Origin of the sequence: Ruoffia sp. FAM 26254 (assembly GCF_045528545.1) — a bacterium.
Taxonomy (GTDB): domain Bacteria; phylum Bacillota; class Bacilli; order Lactobacillales; family Aerococcaceae; genus Ruoffia; species Ruoffia halotolerans.
In genome coordinates, this window is the sequence record NZ_JBGQQY010000001.1 from 29,218 (window position 1) to 45,901 (window position 16,684).

The 16,684-nt window shown below is 38.5% G+C and carries 16 protein-coding genes and 1 other annotated feature (1 of these 17 cut by a window edge); of the genes, 12 read left to right on the top strand and 4 right to left on the bottom strand.

Annotation, left to right across the window (positions count from 1 at the left end; all coding sequences use genetic code 11):
* Positions 1-246, top strand: a binding site (T-box leader); it begins 19 nt to the left of the window's first position.
* Between the two features lie 99 nt (positions 247-345).
* The 5 genes from ACEN3Z_RS00190 (at position 346) to ACEN3Z_RS00210 (ending at position 5,363) form a co-directional block, all read left to right on the top strand.
* Positions 346-1,272 (top strand): MetQ/NlpA family ABC transporter substrate-binding protein, encoded by a 927-nt coding sequence (locus tag ACEN3Z_RS00190; protein ID WP_407089046.1) that lies wholly within the window; start codon positions 346-348, stop codon positions 1,270-1,272.
* A 25-nt stretch (positions 1,273-1,297) separates the two neighbouring features.
* Positions 1,298-2,218: a MetQ/NlpA family ABC transporter substrate-binding protein gene (locus ACEN3Z_RS00195; RefSeq protein WP_407089048.1), complete on the top strand. Its 921-nt coding sequence runs from the start codon at positions 1,298-1,300 to the stop codon at positions 2,216-2,218.
* A gap of 24 nt (positions 2,219-2,242) precedes the next feature.
* Complete coding sequence (locus ACEN3Z_RS00200; RefSeq protein WP_407089050.1) at positions 2,243-3,157, top strand: MetQ/NlpA family ABC transporter substrate-binding protein; 915 nt, start codon at positions 2,243-2,245, stop codon at positions 3,155-3,157.
* A gap of 104 nt (positions 3,158-3,261) precedes the next feature.
* Entirely contained in the window at positions 3,262-4,134 is an 873-nt protein-coding gene (locus tag ACEN3Z_RS00205) for a MetQ/NlpA family ABC transporter substrate-binding protein (RefSeq protein ID WP_407089052.1), read from the top strand.
* A gap of 38 nt (positions 4,135-4,172) precedes the next feature.
* Positions 4,173-5,363, top strand: coding sequence for a M20 family metallopeptidase (locus ACEN3Z_RS00210; protein ID WP_407089054.1), 1,191 nt, complete (start codon positions 4,173-4,175; stop codon positions 5,361-5,363).
* Positions 5,364-5,908: 545 nt separating this feature from the next.
* Here ACEN3Z_RS00210 and ACEN3Z_RS00215 read toward each other — a convergent pair.
* A complete protein-coding gene (locus ACEN3Z_RS00215) occupies positions 5,909-7,306 on the bottom strand; it encodes an HD domain-containing protein (protein WP_407089056.1) in 1,398 nt (465 codons plus the stop codon).
* Positions 7,307-7,316: 10 nt separating this feature from the next.
* Positions 7,317-8,171 (bottom strand): biotin/lipoate A/B protein ligase family protein, encoded by an 855-nt coding sequence (locus tag ACEN3Z_RS00220; protein ID WP_407089057.1) that lies wholly within the window; start codon positions 8,169-8,171, stop codon positions 7,317-7,319.
* Positions 8,172-8,270: 99 nt separating this feature from the next.
* Here ACEN3Z_RS00220 and ACEN3Z_RS00225 point away from each other — a divergent pair, with 99 nt between their 5' ends.
* The 7 genes from ACEN3Z_RS00225 to fba all read left to right on the top strand — a co-directional run bounded on the left by ACEN3Z_RS00225 (position 8,271) and on the right by fba (position 15,514).
* Entirely contained in the window at positions 8,271-8,690 is a 420-nt protein-coding gene (locus tag ACEN3Z_RS00225) for a DUF1934 domain-containing protein (protein WP_171031304.1), read from the top strand.
* Between the two features lie 40 nt (positions 8,691-8,730).
* Positions 8,731-9,375, top strand: a complete 645-nt coding sequence (rpoE, locus tag ACEN3Z_RS00230; protein ID WP_407089059.1) for a DNA-directed RNA polymerase subunit delta — start codon at positions 8,731-8,733, stop codon at positions 9,373-9,375.
* Positions 9,376-9,530: 155 nt separating this feature from the next.
* Positions 9,531-11,144 carry a CTP synthase gene (locus ACEN3Z_RS00235; RefSeq protein WP_197104213.1) on the top strand — a complete coding sequence of 538 codons (1,614 nt, stop codon included), beginning with the start codon at positions 9,531-9,533 and terminating at the stop codon, positions 11,142-11,144.
* A 259-nt stretch (positions 11,145-11,403) separates the two neighbouring features.
* Complete coding sequence (pyrF, locus tag ACEN3Z_RS00240; protein WP_407089061.1) at positions 11,404-12,120, top strand: orotidine-5'-phosphate decarboxylase; 717 nt, start codon at positions 11,404-11,406, stop codon at positions 12,118-12,120.
* Positions 12,121-12,130: 10 nt separating this feature from the next.
* Positions 12,131-12,784, top strand: a complete 654-nt coding sequence (gene pyrE, locus ACEN3Z_RS00245; RefSeq protein ID WP_407089063.1) for an orotate phosphoribosyltransferase — start codon at positions 12,131-12,133, stop codon at positions 12,782-12,784.
* Positions 12,785-12,862: 78 nt separating this feature from the next.
* Positions 12,863-14,140: an MFS transporter gene (locus ACEN3Z_RS00250; protein ID WP_407089065.1), complete on the top strand. Its 1,278-nt coding sequence runs from the start codon at positions 12,863-12,865 to the stop codon at positions 14,138-14,140.
* Between the two features lie 516 nt (positions 14,141-14,656).
* Positions 14,657-15,514, top strand: coding sequence for a class II fructose-1,6-bisphosphate aldolase (gene fba / locus ACEN3Z_RS00255; RefSeq protein ID WP_407089066.1), 858 nt, complete (start codon positions 14,657-14,659; stop codon positions 15,512-15,514).
* Between the two features lie 79 nt (positions 15,515-15,593).
* Here the strand turns inward: fba and ACEN3Z_RS00260 are convergent, their stop codons facing one another.
* Together ACEN3Z_RS00260 and ACEN3Z_RS00265 are read right to left on the bottom strand one after the other, a co-directional pair.
* On the bottom strand, positions 15,594-15,869 hold the full coding sequence (locus ACEN3Z_RS00260) for a hypothetical protein (protein ID WP_407089068.1): 276 nt from the start codon (positions 15,867-15,869) through the stop codon (positions 15,594-15,596).
* Between the two features lie 222 nt (positions 15,870-16,091).
* Positions 16,092-16,679: a hypothetical protein gene (locus tag ACEN3Z_RS00265; protein WP_407089070.1), complete on the bottom strand. Its 588-nt coding sequence runs from the start codon at positions 16,677-16,679 to the stop codon at positions 16,092-16,094.
* Between the last annotated feature and the right edge of the window lie 5 nt (positions 16,680-16,684).

A 16,684-nucleotide genomic window follows, 5' to 3' on the forward strand; every position in this document is an offset into this window, starting at 1 on the left:
AAGTAAATCAATCAAACTTTTTAGAGAGCTCACGCTTGGTGAAAGTGAGTAAGTGACGATTGGTTGAAAATGGCTACTGAGCGGTCATTCTGAATGCGTAACGCAATAAGGATGAACGGATGCACCCGTTAGAGATGCCACAGTATATGGTTATTGTACATTAAACACATGTACTGGTAGAGGTTATTTCAGTGATGAAATGACAAATTAAGGTGGTAACACGAAGTTTATACTCTCGTCCTTTTCATAGGATGGGAGTTTTTTTGTAGTTAAGTTTATGACGTAAGTCATATTTTTGTCAAATAATAGACTAGTCAATATATTTTTAAATAAGGAGAGGTTGAAATGAGAAAATGGTTAAAAAGATTAAGTGTAGTCGGATTAGCAGCAAGTTTATTAGTCGGTGCAAGTGCTCCGGTACAAGCACAAAGTGAATTTGAAGGGGAAGAAGTATCGGTTGGGATCGTACCTGGGCCATCTGAAGAAGTCTGGAATGTCGTTGTTGAGAAAGCAGAAGCGGACGGAATCACCATTGATTTAGTTTTATTCAATGACTATGTTCAACCAAACATTGCATTACAAGACGGTTCCCTTGATTTAAATGCCTTCCAACACGTAGCATTTTTAGATGACTGGAATGAAGCGAATGACGGAAGTTTAACTGGAATTGGTTATACCTTTGTTTCACCTATGGGTGCATACTCAGAAAACATCGAATCTTTAGATGACTTACAAGAAGGCGATACAATTGCTATTCCAAATGATCCAACAAACGGTGGACGTGCTTTACTTGGTTTAGAATTGGCGGGTGTCATTGAAGTAGATGATGAAGTGGGGCCTTTAGCAACAGTCAATGATATTACTGATAACCCATTAAACTTGGAATTTGAAGAATTAGATGCAGCTCAATTAGCTTTATCATTACCAGATGTTGCAGCAGCGTTCATCAACTTAAACTTCGCAACAGATGCGGGACTGAGCTTAGATGAAGCCATTTTCGTTGACGCGGATTATCCAGAAGAGTTAAATGAAGCTTACCGAAATGTCATTGCAGCTCTTGAAGAAAACCAAGACAACGCCCTATATTTACAAATCGTTGAGTACTATCAAACAGAAGAGGTCGCTCAAGCTTTATATGACACAACTAACAATGGTGACAAACCAGCCTGGGAAAATGCGCCAGTGATTGGAGAAAATGCTGAAGACGCAAGCAGCGAAGAAACAAGTCAAGAAGAAAGTAGCGAAGAGTCAACGGAAGAAGATGCTGAATAGTCAAAGATAAAAGGAGAAAAGTGCTATGTTAAAATTACTTAAGAAGTTAGGAAAAGTTGCCTTAACGAGTTCACTCATTCTAGCGCCAGCTACTCAAGTGGCATTTGCACAAGAAAGTTCAGGTGAATTTGAAGGCGAGAAAGTCAATATAGGTGTTGTTGGAGATAGTGGTGCAGAAGTTTGGGGCTATGTAGCGGATAAAGCTTTAGAACAAGAAGGTATTGAGATTGATGTCACACTATTAACTGACTATAACCAACCCAATGAAGCTTTAGCGAATGGGTCTTTAGATTTAAATGCCTTTCAACACGTTGCCTTTTTAGAAAACTGGAACGAAGCAAACGACGAAGATTTAGTGAACTTAGGCTTTACTTTAGTTACACCCATGGGCTTATACTCAGACAAAATTACATCAGTTGAAGAAATTGTGGATGGTGACAGTATCGCAGTCCCTAATGACCCAACAAACGGTGGTCGCGCCTTATTAGCCTTAGAAATCGCAGGATTAATCGAAGTAGATGACGCTGTAGGCGTATTACCAACGATTGATGATATTACTGAGAACCCATTAAATCTAGAAATTATCGAATTAGATGCAGCTCAAATTCCACAATCATTACCAGATGTTGCGGCAGCGATTATTAACACAGGTCATGCAGAAGACGCAGGTTTATCTGTAACAGAAGATGCTATCTTCGTAGATACAGATACACCAGAAGAGTTAAGTGATACTTACCGTAATATTATTGCGGCACGTTCTGAAGATGCTGAAAGTCCATTACTATTAAAAATCGTAGAACTATACCAAACGGCTGACGTAGCTGAAGTCATTATTGAATCAAGTAACGGTGGAAGTATTCCAGCATGGGAAGGCTATGAGCCTGCTGAAAGTACAGATGGATCAGAAGAATCAATTGAAGAATCAAAAGAAGAAGATACTGAATAAACATAAAAAAAGGAGAGATTTATCATGAAAAAATTCTTAAAATCATTAGGTGTATTATCATTAGCGGGTAGTGTTTTAGTTGGAGCAACTTCAGCAGTTCAAGCTCAAGGTGAATTTGAAGGCGAAACAGTAACCGTTGGTGTCGTAAGTGAAGCAGAAGAACAAGTTTGGGAATTTGTTTCAGAACAAGCCCTAGAACAAGAAGGTATTGAACTTGAATTAGTATTATTTACAGATTATGTTCAACCAAACGTTGCTTTACAAGACGGATCAACAGATTTAAATGCTTTCCAACACGTGGCTTTCTTAAACGAATGGAATGAAGCAAATGATGGTAATCTTGAAGCCTTAGGTTTCTCATACGTTACACCCTTAGGAGTATATTCTGAATCAATTACGTCGATTGAAGAAATTCCAGAAGACGCAGTAATTGCAATTCCTAATGACCCAACAAACGGTGGTCGTGCATTATTAGGCTTAGAATTAGCCGGCTTAATTGAAGTGGATGATGAAGCAGGAATCTTACCAACAGTTGCGGACGTAACTGATAACCCATTAAATATTCAATTTGAAGAATTAGAAGCAGCACAAATTGCGCAAGCTTTACCAGATGTGGATGCAGCAGTTATTAACAACACATTTGCTTTAGACGCTGGTTTAAGTGTTGAGGATGCTATTTTCCTAGATGCTGAAAATCCTGCAGACTTACCAGATGATTACAAAAACGTTATCGCAGTAAATGGTGACAACGCAGACAACGAATTATTTGCTAAAGTCGTAGAATTATACCAAACAGACGAAGTCGCTGAAAAATTAGCTGAAGCAAGTAACGGTGGAGATGTTCCAGCATGGACTGAAGAAGGCGAAGAAGAATCAGATTCATCAGAATCAGAAGAAACAACGGAAGAATCAGAAGAGTCAGAAGAATCGGCTGAATAGTCAAACACTTTAAAAGAAACAAACTTAAAGCGTAAGTAAGCTACAATGAAGAAAGTGGTTGTAGACTTTATTTGCGCTTTTTTAATAAAAAATGGAGGTTCGCAATGAAAAAATTATTATATTCATTCTTATCAATCATTACTATCGCAAGCTTTTTACCAATTCAAGCCTCTGCCCAAGGGGAATTTGAAGGTGAGAAAGTAACGATAGGCTTAGCCAGTTCAAATGCTTATGATTATTGGGATGTTGTCGTTGAAAATGCGCTAGAACAAGAAGGCATTGAAATTGAACTTGTGCTATTCTCAGATTACAATCAACCAAATGAAGCCTTACAAAATGGCTCATTAGATTTAAACGCTACGCAAGGGTATCCGTTTCTATTTTCTTGGAATGATGAAAATAATGGAACAATTACACCGATAGGGAATACATTAATTACGCCATTAGGTTTATATTCTGATAAACACACGTCAGTGGAAGATATTCCAGATGGCGGAACGATAGCGATTCCAAACGATCCATCAACTTATGGACGCGCGCTTCAAGCCTTAGAAATTGCTGGGTTAATTGATGTCGATGAGGCGGCGGGCATTTTCCCAGAAGAGAAAGATATTTTAGATAATCCCAAAGATTTACAGTTTGAATTATTAGACCCAGCAATGGCAGCTGTAGTACTGCAAGATGTTGATGCGGCAATTATTAATACTGGTTTTGCTTCAGATGCAGGACTTAAAGTTTCAGATGCGATTTTTGCGGATGCTCATAATTTAGATAATGTGAATCCGATGTACATTAATGTGATTGCAGCCCGTGAAGAAGACAAAGACAACCCATTATATTTAAAAATCGTCGAGTTATTCCAAACAGATGAAATTGCTGAAATTATTAAAGAATCAAGTGACGGTTCATTAATCCCGGTATTCAGAGAATACGACGTTGATATTGAGAATCAAACGGTCACAGAAGTGGCAGAGTAGAAACTTAGTAATAAAGGCAATAGAAAGTAGGAACTAAATTGGTACAAGTTATTCCAGAAATTCAAGCAAATAAAGAACAAATCGTAACATGGCGTCGTCATTTCCATCAACATCCTGAACCTAGTTTAAAAGAATTTAAAACAGCTGAGAAAATCCAAGAAATACTTACGGATCTCAATGTTCCTTTTGAAAAAGTAGGTGAAACAGGAACTTTAGGGACGATTACAGGAACAAAGAATGATGCGACCCAAAGCCAACGCGAGCGAAAAGTATTACTGCGTGCGGATATTGATGCCTTAGAAATCACAGAGGCGACTAGTCATGATTTCCCATCATTAAATGAAGGGATAATGCATGCGTGTGGTCATGATGCCCACAACTCAGGGCTTCTTGGTGCGGTTGCTTATTTAGTATCACACCGTGAACAGTTTGCTGGAACTGTCTTAGTGGCTTTCCAACAAGCAGAAGAAATTGGGAGCGGTGCGTACCAATTTATCGAAAGTGGTCTATTAGATGGCGTAGGTCAAGTGTTTGGTATGCATGTAGACCCAGCCTTACCAGTCGGTACCATTCAAGCAGTGCCAGGACCTACTATGGCATCTTGTGATATCTTTACAATTAATGTCATAGGTAAAAGTGCCCATGTTGCCCGCCCACATACTGGCGTTGATGCTTTAGCTGCCGGAGCAAATATTGTAACGGAATTACAAAACTTAGTATCCCGCTTACTGAATCCCTTAGAACCAGCAGTGATCGGGATTGGAAAATTCACTTCAGGTACGCGTTATAATATTGTTTCCAATCATGCAAAAATCGAGGGGACATTACGTACATTAAGTCATGAAACACGCGAACGTTTTTTAGCTAAGATAGAAGAAACGGCTCATGATATTGCGAAAGTATTTGGTGCAACGATTGAGTTTGAAAACTATCCGGCTGCAGCTCCAAACATTAATGACGAGGATGCAACATTACGTGCCCAACGTGCGGGAGCGAAAATTGTCGGAGAAGCAAACGTCATCAAACAAAGCCAACCAAGTATGGGCTCAGATGACTTTGCAGATTTCTTAACTAGGATTCCAGGAACTTATGCCCGAGTTAGAGTAAGTAGCTCTGAAGATACTTCATACGGTTTGCATCACGAGAAATTCAATTTAGATGAAGACGTGTTACCAATCATGGCATCTTTCCACGTTGAATTCGCATTAGATTACTTGAATCAAGCATAGATTATTTAGGATACGTCATTGTGGCGTATCCTTTTTTGATAGGGAGAATTTTGGGTTGAAAAATGTGTCCTTGAGAAATATTCAAGGCACCAAACCATCCTTGAGAAAATTTCAGGGATGCAAAACACCGAAAAGGATCCCTGAGAAATATTCAAGGCACCAAACCATCCTTGAGAAAATCTCAAGGATGCAAAACGCCAAAAAGGATCCCTGAGAAATATTCAAGGCACCAAACCATCCTTGAGAAAATCTCAGGGATGCAAAACGCCGAAAAGGATCCCTGAGAAATTATCAAGGCACCAAACCATCCCTGAAAAAAATCTCAAGGACACGAAACACGAAAAATTGTCCCTGAGAAAATCTCAAGGACACGAAACACGAAAAAATGTCCTTGAAAAAATCTCAGGGACACGAAATACGAAAAAATGTCCCTGAAAAAATCTCAGGGACACGCCCACACCCCAATACAAACAAAAATCCCCAACAATTCCGGTTATACAACCAAAACTGCTGGGGAAATGAGCATTTAGCCCAAACCATAAAAACTAAAATAATCTCTGCTGAATATTAAACGTGACATCATTTGTCTCTTCATTATAAGCAGCGATTATTTTTTCCTGATCAGGTGTTAAATCTACTTCAGGGATTTTAAGTATCGTGTGTAAGACTTCACGAGGATAATACAAGCGTTGCTCTCCACGCGGTACTCCGGTTAACGACTGCACTAAGGCACTGACTTGTGACAATTCAACGACTTGATTTTGTTTTGTTAAGAAATCAATCTGTGTTCTCGTACTTGTTGAGTCTGGGCGATAGAAATCATAGGGCAAGTCAAAGGAACTATTTTCACCAAAGTAATATTCTGGGTCGAAGCCTTCAGCCCGCATTTCGTTTTGAATTGAAGACGTTAATTCATCACGCTGGTCATCGCTCGATAAGAGTGACTTGAATGGTTTCCGGTTTAAGAAACGGTATGCTAAATCCTTCAATATGTCGTCATCTTCAAGTAACCAATGTGAGAAATAACTACTTAAAACGTAGTCATCTAGACGTAAATAGTCTTCTAAATCCCATTCACCTTCTAAGAAAGGAATCAACAAATCAATGGAATGTCTCATTGTTTCCGGTTTTTGGTCGTAACAATATTTGGCACGAGCAAGTAAGTTACGTAACACTTCTTCCATTCCGCGTGAAACGGGGTGGAAATACACTTGCATATACATTTGATAGCGACTCACAATATAGTGTTCAACTGCGTGCATCCCTGAGAAATCAAATACAATTTGATTGTTGAATGGCCGAATGACACGCAAAATTCGAGTAATATCAAAAGCACCGTAACTCACGCCAGCATAATAGGCGTCGCGAATTAAATAATCCATTCGGTCAGCGTCAATTTGACTGGAAATTAATTGAACGACTTGCTGATTAGGGTAAGTTTTATTAATGACGCTGGCAACTTTTTCTGGAAAATCATCACCCATTAACTTCAATACATGATTAATTTCAGTATCTGGTGACATAATAATTTTTTGAGTGACTACTTCATGGTCGGTATCGAAAATCCCTTCAAACGTATGTGAGAAGGGCCCGTGACCAATATCATGCAGAAGTGCCGCACATAAGGCAACAAGGCGTTCACTATCGTCCCATAAGCCATCACCGGCTTCGAGACTAGGATAATTACGTACGAAATTGTTGATGATGCGACGTGTAATCTCATACACACCTAAGGAATGGTTGAAACGGCTATGCTCTGCACCGTGGAAGGTGTAAGAAGACGTCCCAAGTTGACGAATTCGACGCAGACGTTGGAATTCGACCGTATCAATTAACTTTAAGATAATCGAATCTTGAATATGAATGTAGTCATGAACGGGATCGCGAAATACTTTCTCTCGAGGCAAGATTTGTAATTGATATTTATCATTATTAGTAGCCATCATTAACTCCTTAAGGTAATTGATTAGGTTGGATTTTGTATGACCGAGCGGTTGTCTTGTCGAATGCTTTTTCGTATAAAGCTTTTAAATCAGGGTCTTCATAGTCGCCTTGAGTGAGTGAACCGTATTTCTCCATCGTTGAAATTAATAATTTTTGATATCCAGCGACTTGAATTGGTTCACCGATGACTGCTTCAATCGTTGTCATTGAGTTAGGATTGATTAAAGGATAGTCACTACCCGCTTCACCTGTACGGTAATAAGCCTGGAGTAATTCAGCGCGTGCCTGTTGGTCACCATTGACACTTAAGTAAGCAGCCGTTGTGACACCAGATTTGAAGCGACGTTGCGCAATGCCACCAATTTTTTTCCCGTTGACAACTAAGTCGTATTTTCCAGGACAATAAGAATCTGGAATTTCATAGCTTTCTACATTGACACCGAATGGCTCTAAGGACTGCGCCACTAAAGCAACCATTTGTTCGTAAGCATGATCAATCGATAAGTCAAAATGACGATTATCACTCACCAATCCAAAGTTTATGACCCCCGGGTCATTAACAACAGCTAAGCCACCATGAGGACGTTGAACTAGTGTGTATCCAAGGTCAACGAGATAATTATTCGCATTGCCCAGTTCTGGCAGACGAGTATCTTTTGCCCCAAGTAGGATAGTTGGATAGTCAAATGGATAGAAGTGTACGACACCATAAGGTTTACGAGCGTCATCGTTTAGAGCTGGAACCCAGCGGATGAAGCTGTCTTGGTAACTGAGTGCACTGTTTGGATCCCTTTTTGATGGATTGTCTTGTTCTGAAAATACAAGCCATTGTTGGGATGATATATATTCTTGATTTGAAAGCATAGAAACCTTCCTTCATTTTGTAATTATTTTATAGTTATGTATAATTATAACAAAAAATCGATTATAATAGTAAATAACTATAGATTGTGTGGTGAAAATGTGCAGAGAAAAAATATTTATCTTGAAGTTGATCAAAAGATTCGCTATCATAAGCAAGCTCATAAAGATGAATGGTTGTTAGAGACTAAAGGAGAGTTAGTTGATTTAAAGACTTTTTCAAAAATCTCCTATGTCGACCGCGAAGATATTCCAATTGAAGTAAAGTGGTATACTCAACGTGACGCAGGGCATCTGATAGCAGAGATTAAACAACCGCAATATACATTAACGTTTAATCCATCTAAACAAACATATACATCCTATATGACACCGCAAGGGCTATGGGAATTAGCAGTTGAGACCGAAAAAGTTCAATTTTCTGAAACAGAAACAGGTGTGAAGTTAATGATTCAATACCAAGTATTAATTAACGAAGAACCGCTTGGAGACTATGAATTTCAATTGCATTATCGTAATTAAATCGGTAATATATTAGAATACGAGGAAGGAAGTGGAAGCTTTGATTTTAAAACAATTTGAGAATGAAAATATTGAAGAACTTTCTTCGATTGAAGTTGCACATGCGATTCTTGAAGAGACAGGTGATGTCTATGATTTCACTGCATTAATGGTTGCGATTCAAGACTATTTAAATGTAAGCGAAGAAGAGATGGAAGCGAAAATGACACGCTTTTATACAGACATCAATATTGATGGACGCTTCATTTCATTAGGAGATAACCGTTGGGGACTACGCGCTTGGTATCCCATCGATTCAATCGATGAAGAAATTGTAAGTTCAATTGATGATGAAGATTTACCACGTCGTCGCAGACGCAAGAAAAAACGCAAACTAAATGCGTTTGACGAAAATGACGACATGATTGACTACAACGATGATGATCCAGAAGATCTAGATGATATCTATGATGATGAAGAAGACTTTGACGATGAAGAAGATGAAGTCGAAGAAGTTGTTCCAATCGTTAAAGACGAAGAAGATGACGAAGACGACAACCAAGAACTTGGTGTCTATGCACGTGATTTATCTGAACTAGGTGACGATGATCTAGAACTTGATGAAGAAGACGAGGACTTTGATGAAGATATCGATGATGAAGATATCGATGATGACGATTTTGAAGATGAAGAAGACGAAGACTAAAATTTTTTATTGACGAAACGACAAAGTTGTCGTATTATCTAAATTGGGCACCTTTCAAGAGGAAGGTCAATCTACTTAATTAGCACCCCTATTCCATCGGAATAGGGGGCTTTTCTATTTATATCCCGAAAATATATAAAGAGGAGCTTACAATAATGGCAAAATATATATTTGTTACAGGTGGCGTTGTGTCATCAATTGGTAAAGGTATCGTCGCTGCGTCTTTAGGACGTTTACTTAAAAACAGAGGATTGAAAGTTAATATTCAAAAATTCGATCCATACTTAAACATTGACCCAGGTACAATGAGTCCATATCAACATGGAGAGGTTTTTGTAACAAATGATGGAGCAGAAACTGACTTAGATTTAGGCCATTATGAACGATTTATCGACATTAATGTTAATGAATACTCAAGTGTCACAGCCGGTAAAGTCTACGATGAAGTTCTACGTAAAGAACGTCAAGGTGAATATAATGGCGCAACCGTCCAAGTTATACCACACGTGACAAACGAAATTAAAGACAAAATTATGCGTGCAGCAGAAACAACTGACGCTGACGTTGTTATCACTGAAGTCGGTGGAACAATTGGAGATATTGAAGGATTACCGTTTATTGAAGCACTACGTCAAATGCGTACAGAAATCGGGCACGAAAATGTTCTTTACATTCATACAACTTTAATTCCTTACTTAAAAGCAGCAGGAGAATTAAAAACGAAACCAACACAACATAGTGTGAAAGAATTACGATCATTAGGTATCCAGCCAAACATTTTAGTAGTGAGAACTGAAGAGGCATTACCACAAAGTATTAAAGATAAATTAGCTCTATTCTGTGATGTAACAACGGACGCGGTGATTGAGTCACGAGACGTTGAAACACTTTATACAATCCCATTAAGCTTACAAGAGCAAAAAATGGACCAATTAGTCTTAGATTACTTTGGTCTTGATTTACCTGAAGCAGATATGACTGGTTGGAGAGAATTAGAACAACGCGTTCTACATCTAGAAAACAAAGTAAAAATCGGTTTAGTTGGTAAATACGTTGAATTACCTGACGCATACCTATCAGTAGTAGAAGCCTTAAAACATGCCGGATTCTACCACAATAGTGATATCGAATTATCTTGGATTAATGCTGAAGATATTAACGCGGACAACGTAGATTCTTACTTGAAAGATGTTGATGGTATCTTAGTGCCAGGCGGCTTTGGTGAACGTGGTGTTGAAGGTAAGATTGAAGCCATTCGTTATGCTCGTGAAGAAGAAGTGCCATTCTTTGGTATTTGTTTAGGTATGCAATTAGCGACCGTTGAGTTTGCACGTAATGTTGTTGGCTTAAAAGGGGCACATTCTTCAGAATTAGACCCAGAATCACCACATAAAATCATTGCCTTATTAGCAGATCAAACAGAAGATATGACTTTAGGTGGAACATTACGTCTAGGTCTATACCCTGCAAAATTATCAGAAGGCTCATTAGTTCGTGACTTATACGACGGAAGCGAAATGATTGAAGAACGTCACCGTCACCGTTATGAATTCAATAATGAGTACCGTGAAGCTTTAAGCGAACACGGTATGTCATTCTCAGGTGTGAGTCCTGACGGGAAGTTAGTTGAGATTATTGAATTGAAAGATCACCCATTCTTTGTGGCACCGCAATTCCACCCAGAATTCACTTCACGTCCAAACCGTCCACAACCAATTTTTAAAGGCTTTATTGAAGCAAGTTTAGAACATCAAAACAATCGCAAATAACAATTGACATTGGTGTAAATAATCACTATAATTCCATAAAAGTAGTAAAGCTTTAATCGTGTTCCGTGAGACGCGAAAGTGTTGCTAACTGATTTCTTTATAGGCATTTTATAGAGATTAATAGTGAACCCATTTTGTACAATGCAAGGGGAACACTATCGTTATGCACTCTTTCACGTCGTAAACGACCGGTAACATGATCTGTTATCGGTCGTTTTTTTGTACTCTCGATTAAAAATAATGAATGAAAGGTGAGACAATGGATAAACAAAAACCAATCATTGCGCTAGATTTCGCCACTAAAGAGGCAGCCATCGCTTTTCTAAATCTATTTAAAAATGAATCTTTAAATTTAAAAGTCGGCATGGAACTATTTTACAAAACAGGGATGGATTTTGTGCATTACTTAAAAGAGGAAGGACACAGCGTGTTTCTAGATTTAAAATTACATGACATTCCAAACACGGTCAAAAGTGCCATGAAAGTGCTCGCTCAAAGTGGTGTAGACATGGTAAATGTTCATGCCAGTGGCGGACTGAAAATGATGCAAGCAGCCAAAGAAAGCCTGGAGGAAGGGGCTTTGAATAATCACAAACCCTTACTAATCGCAGTGACACAACTCACCTCAACTTCGCAAACTCAAATGAATGAGGAACAAAAGATATTAGGGCCGATTCAAGATAGTGTCCAAAATTATGCGATACTCACACAAAATGCAGGCTTAGATGGCGTTGTTTGCTCGCCCTTAGAAGCTTCAATCATCAAAGAAGCAACATCAAACCAGTTTCTAACTGTGACACCCGGCATTCGAATGACCGCAAAATCAAACGACGACCAAACACGGATTATGACACCTAGAGATGCAGCCAAAAACGGCAGTGACTATATCGTTGTGGGAAGACCGATCACGCAAGCGCCTGACCCGGTAGAAGCTTATCAATATATCTTAAAAGAATGGCAAGCCGAATTAAAATAATTGAAGGGGAATGAATCATTTGAATATGTCAGTATCAGAACAAGTAGCAGAAAAATTACTCGCGATTGAAGCAGTAAATTTAAAACCAGATCAACCTTATACTTGGGCAAGTGGACTCAAAGCCCCAATTTATTGTGACAATCGTTTAATCATGAGTTTCCCAGAAACACGTGACTTTATCGAACAAGCTTTAGCAGATTTAATTAAAACTCAATTTGAAGGCGTTGAAGTCATCGCCGGAACTGCCACTGCCGGTATTCCGCATGCGGCCTTTGTTGCTAATCTCTTAAACCTACCAATGATTTACGTCAGATCAAGTGCGAAAGACCATGGAAAGGAAAATGCCATCGAAGGCTACCTTAAACCAGGCAGCAAAGTTGTCATGGTCGAAGATTTAATTAGTACAGGTGGAAGTGTATTGGACGCAGCTTCAAAAGTAGAGCAGGCTGGAGGTGAAATTATCGGTTGCGCCGCAATCTTTAACTACATGTTAGAAAGCGGACAAAAAGCGTTTAGTGAAGTTGAATACTCACTTGAAACATTAACAAACTACCGCGAACTAGTAGAATATGCTGTCAGCGATCTGAAATTAAAAGCCTACTATGACACGTTAGTCGAGTGGTATCAAGATCCAGCAAAATGGTCAAAACAATTTGAAGCATAGAAAACTCTGTCCCTATAGTCATCTATAACAATTTTAATAAAGAATGCCGAGAGCATTCATTAAAGGAGATTATACAAAATGAAAAACTTAAACAAATCACAACGTAACGCTTTATTATCAGCCATTGTCGCGTCAGGAACCGATGATTTAAACGTTATGTTCCTAGCCTTTTCGATGTCTACAATCATTTCTCAATTAGGTATCTCAGGAGCACAAGCAGGGTGGATTGCGACTATTACAAACTTCGGTATGTTGTTCGGAGGAATTTTATTTGGAATCTTAGCAGACCGTTACAGCAAACTAAAAGTTTTTAAATGGACAATTTTAATCTTTTCAATTGCCACAGGATTAATCTTCTTTACAAATAATATCTATTACTTATATGCAATGCGCTTTATTGCCGGGATTGGTGTCGGTGGTGAATATGGTGTGGCGATCTCAATCATGGCCGGAATCGTGCCAAGTGAAAAAATGGGACGCATCAGTTCATTAAACGGAATTGTTGGCCAAATCGGTTCCATTTCTTCAGCCCTACTTGCAGGATTGATTGCTCCAATATTCGGGTGGCGCGGACTATTCCTATTCGGTTTACTTCCAATTTTAATCGTAGTTTGGGTGAGTCGTACAGTTAAGGAAGAAGAATTACATATTGAAAGTTATTCAGATGAAGATGATGAATCAGCACAAGGTAGCATTAAAGATTTATTCAAAGACCGAAAAACATCGTATCAAACAATCGTTTTAATGGTTATGACAACTGTTCAAATCGCCGGTTACTTCGGTATGATGAACTGGTTACCAACAATGATGCAACAAAATGTTGGCGTCAGTGTCAGTGGTTCTTCAACTTGGATGATCGCAACAATCATCGGTATGTGTATCGGAATGTTTGTCTTCGGGCAAATCTTAGACCGCATTGGCCCACGCTTAGCTTACGGAATCTTCTTAATAAGTTCTGCTGTGGCAGTATATTTATTCACTTTTGCTAATAGCTCAACATCAATCTTAATCGGTGGAGCTATCGTTGGATTCTTTGTGAACGGGATGTTCGCAGGTTACGGAGCGGTTATTACACGCTTATACTCTTACAAAATCAGTGCGATTGCGAATAACACAATCTTGAATGTGGGACGTGCTGTTGGGGGGTTCTCATCAGTCATCATTGGTTACATCTTAGATATGTCAGGTGTACCTTTAGTAATGCTTTTCTTAGCGGGGCTGTACATTATCAGTTTCGGTTTCATGATTACATTACCTCAATTGAAGGCTAATAATTATAAAACATTGGACAATAAAGTGGATATTGACACAAGTACGTCAACAGTTAAAAACAACAAACGCTTAGCTGAAGCATAAAAATTTATTAAAGGAATCTAGTTGAAAAGCTAGATTCTTTTTAAGTTTTTGGGGACTAATATTGAAAAGAATATAATGGTAATCCCGCTTATTCCAGAGTGTTAGTTTCGGTGACCGTAGTGGCACGACTCTAGCTAATCACTTCGGCGTTATATTGTGATTGAGCTTCCGTCTCGCTGATCTACTGATTCCGTAAGTCGCTTCGCTCCAACGGTATCATGTGCGATCCGTCGACCTGATATTACTGTACCTCTACTAACACTCTGTCATAAGCTAAGCACTTTTTTTAATATTTAGTGAAAATAAAACCAACCGCCAGTATTTTATATTATCAAATCATCAAAAATGACAAAATAATCTCTAATCAAATTTAACCCCTTAAATGAATAAGTGAAAAAAGTCAATTAAAATGCCTACAAATCAAGCCATAGCGCCAATCTGCTTATTTACTAGCAATAGCGCGGTTTTTGGAGTATAATAAACGTATAAAATAACATTATAGGGGGAATTTTAAGTATGACTCGTTTAGTAAGTATGACAGATATGTTAAACAAAGCAAAAGAAGAAGGGTACGCTGTAGGACAATTCAACATTAACAACCTTGAGTGGACTCAAGCTGTATTAACAGCTGCAAAAGAAAACAACTCACCAATTATCTTAGGTGTATCAGAAGGTGCAGCTAAATATATGGGTGGAACTAAAGTTGTTGCAGCAATGGTTAACGCTTTAATGGAAACAATGGACATTACAGTACCAGTTGCTCTACACTTAGACCACGGATCTTCATTTGACACATGTAAAGACGCAATTGACGCTGGTTTCTCATCAGTAATGATTGACGGATCTCATCACCCAATCGATGACAATATTGCAATGACTAAACAAGTTGTTGAATATGCTCACGAGCACGGTGCTTCAGTTGAAGGTGAAGTTGGAACTGTTGGTGGAGAAGAAGACGGAGTTATCGGTGGAGTTGCTTATGCTGATTTAGCTGAATGTGTACGTTTAGTACAAGAAGCTAACGTTGATGCTTTAGCAGCAGCATTAGGTTCAGTTCACGGAACTTACGATGGCGAACCAAAATTAGGCTTCAAAGAAATGGAAGAAATTTCTGAAGCAACTGGTATGCCTTTAGTATTACACGGTGGTTCAGGAATTCCAGAACACCAAGTTAAAAAAGCAATTAGCTTTGGACATGCAAAAATTAACGTTAACACTGAATTACAACAACAATGGACAAAAGCTGTTCGTGAAAAATTAAACACGGATGATAAAGTATATGATCCACGTAAAGTAATCGCACCTGGTAAAGATGCAATTGTTGCGACAACTAAAGAAACAATGGATATGTTTGGATCATCAAACAAAGCTTAATAATTCATTCCCAATACTAAACTAAACCCGTTCTAACCGAGATTCATCTTGGTTAGAACGGGTTTTTCTGTCTGATAATTTATAGATAGAGAATAAATTGCAACTCAAGCCAAATGGCGATGCGGTTCGTCTTTAGTTGGTCTAACTCAAGCCAAATGGTGATGTGGTTTGTCTCTAGTTGGTCTAACTCAAGCCAAATGGTGATGCGGTTTGTCTCTAGTTGGTCTAACTCAAGCCAAATGGTGATGCGGTTTGTCTCTAGTTGGTCTAACTCAAGCCAAATGGTGATGTGGTTTGTCTCTAGTTGGTCTAACTCAAGCCAAATGGTTATGTGGTTTGTCTCTAGTTGGTCCAACTCAAGCCAAATGGTGATGCTGTTTGTCTTTAGTTGGCCTAACTCAAGCCAAATGGTTATGCGGTTTGTCTCTAGTTGGTCTAACTCAAGCCAAATGGTTATGTGGTTTGTCTCTAGTTGGTCTAACTCGAGCCAAATAACTTTGCCATTTGGCTCAAGTACACCAAAAAACTACCTAAAAAATAGTGCCAGCAAGATTTCTCTCGCTAACACTAAAACTTTTTAATAGCCTGGTTTTGTTGGATGTTTATCAATCACAAATTGATTGTTTTCTAAAGCTTTTTTACCAGAATCAGTTAAACGCATGCCGCGAACATCGAAGTGTTCATCTAATTCTTTATTGGAATAATGCTTTTTGATTTCTTCCACTAAGCCTGTTTTATTTAATTTTGAATAGCCTTTAACGTTTTTCATTTTTAATAAGCTCTTCAACAAAGTGGCTGTGACGTGATCCATTGATTCATAAGGCGACTCTTGAACCACATAACCGTGTTCGATTAAGTCTTTTAAAGATTGGTGAGCGTTAATGCCGTAATCATATTCAAAGTATTTCGGCATCACTGATTCGTTTGTGAATGTCCCTAAAGAAATGCGCCAAATTAAGATGATATCTCCCGGTAATAAGCCTTCTTCAGTACGTTGCATATTGCGCAAGGGTACACGCGTTTCGCTTGTTAAATCTAAATCACGGAACCATTTTCTTAGATTACGTTCTGGTGAGATGTAAGGTAATTCAGGGTAATCTTTGTAAATTTTTTCAATTTCTTTGATTTCTTCTTCTGTACCATTAATAGGATAATTTATTTTCATATTTT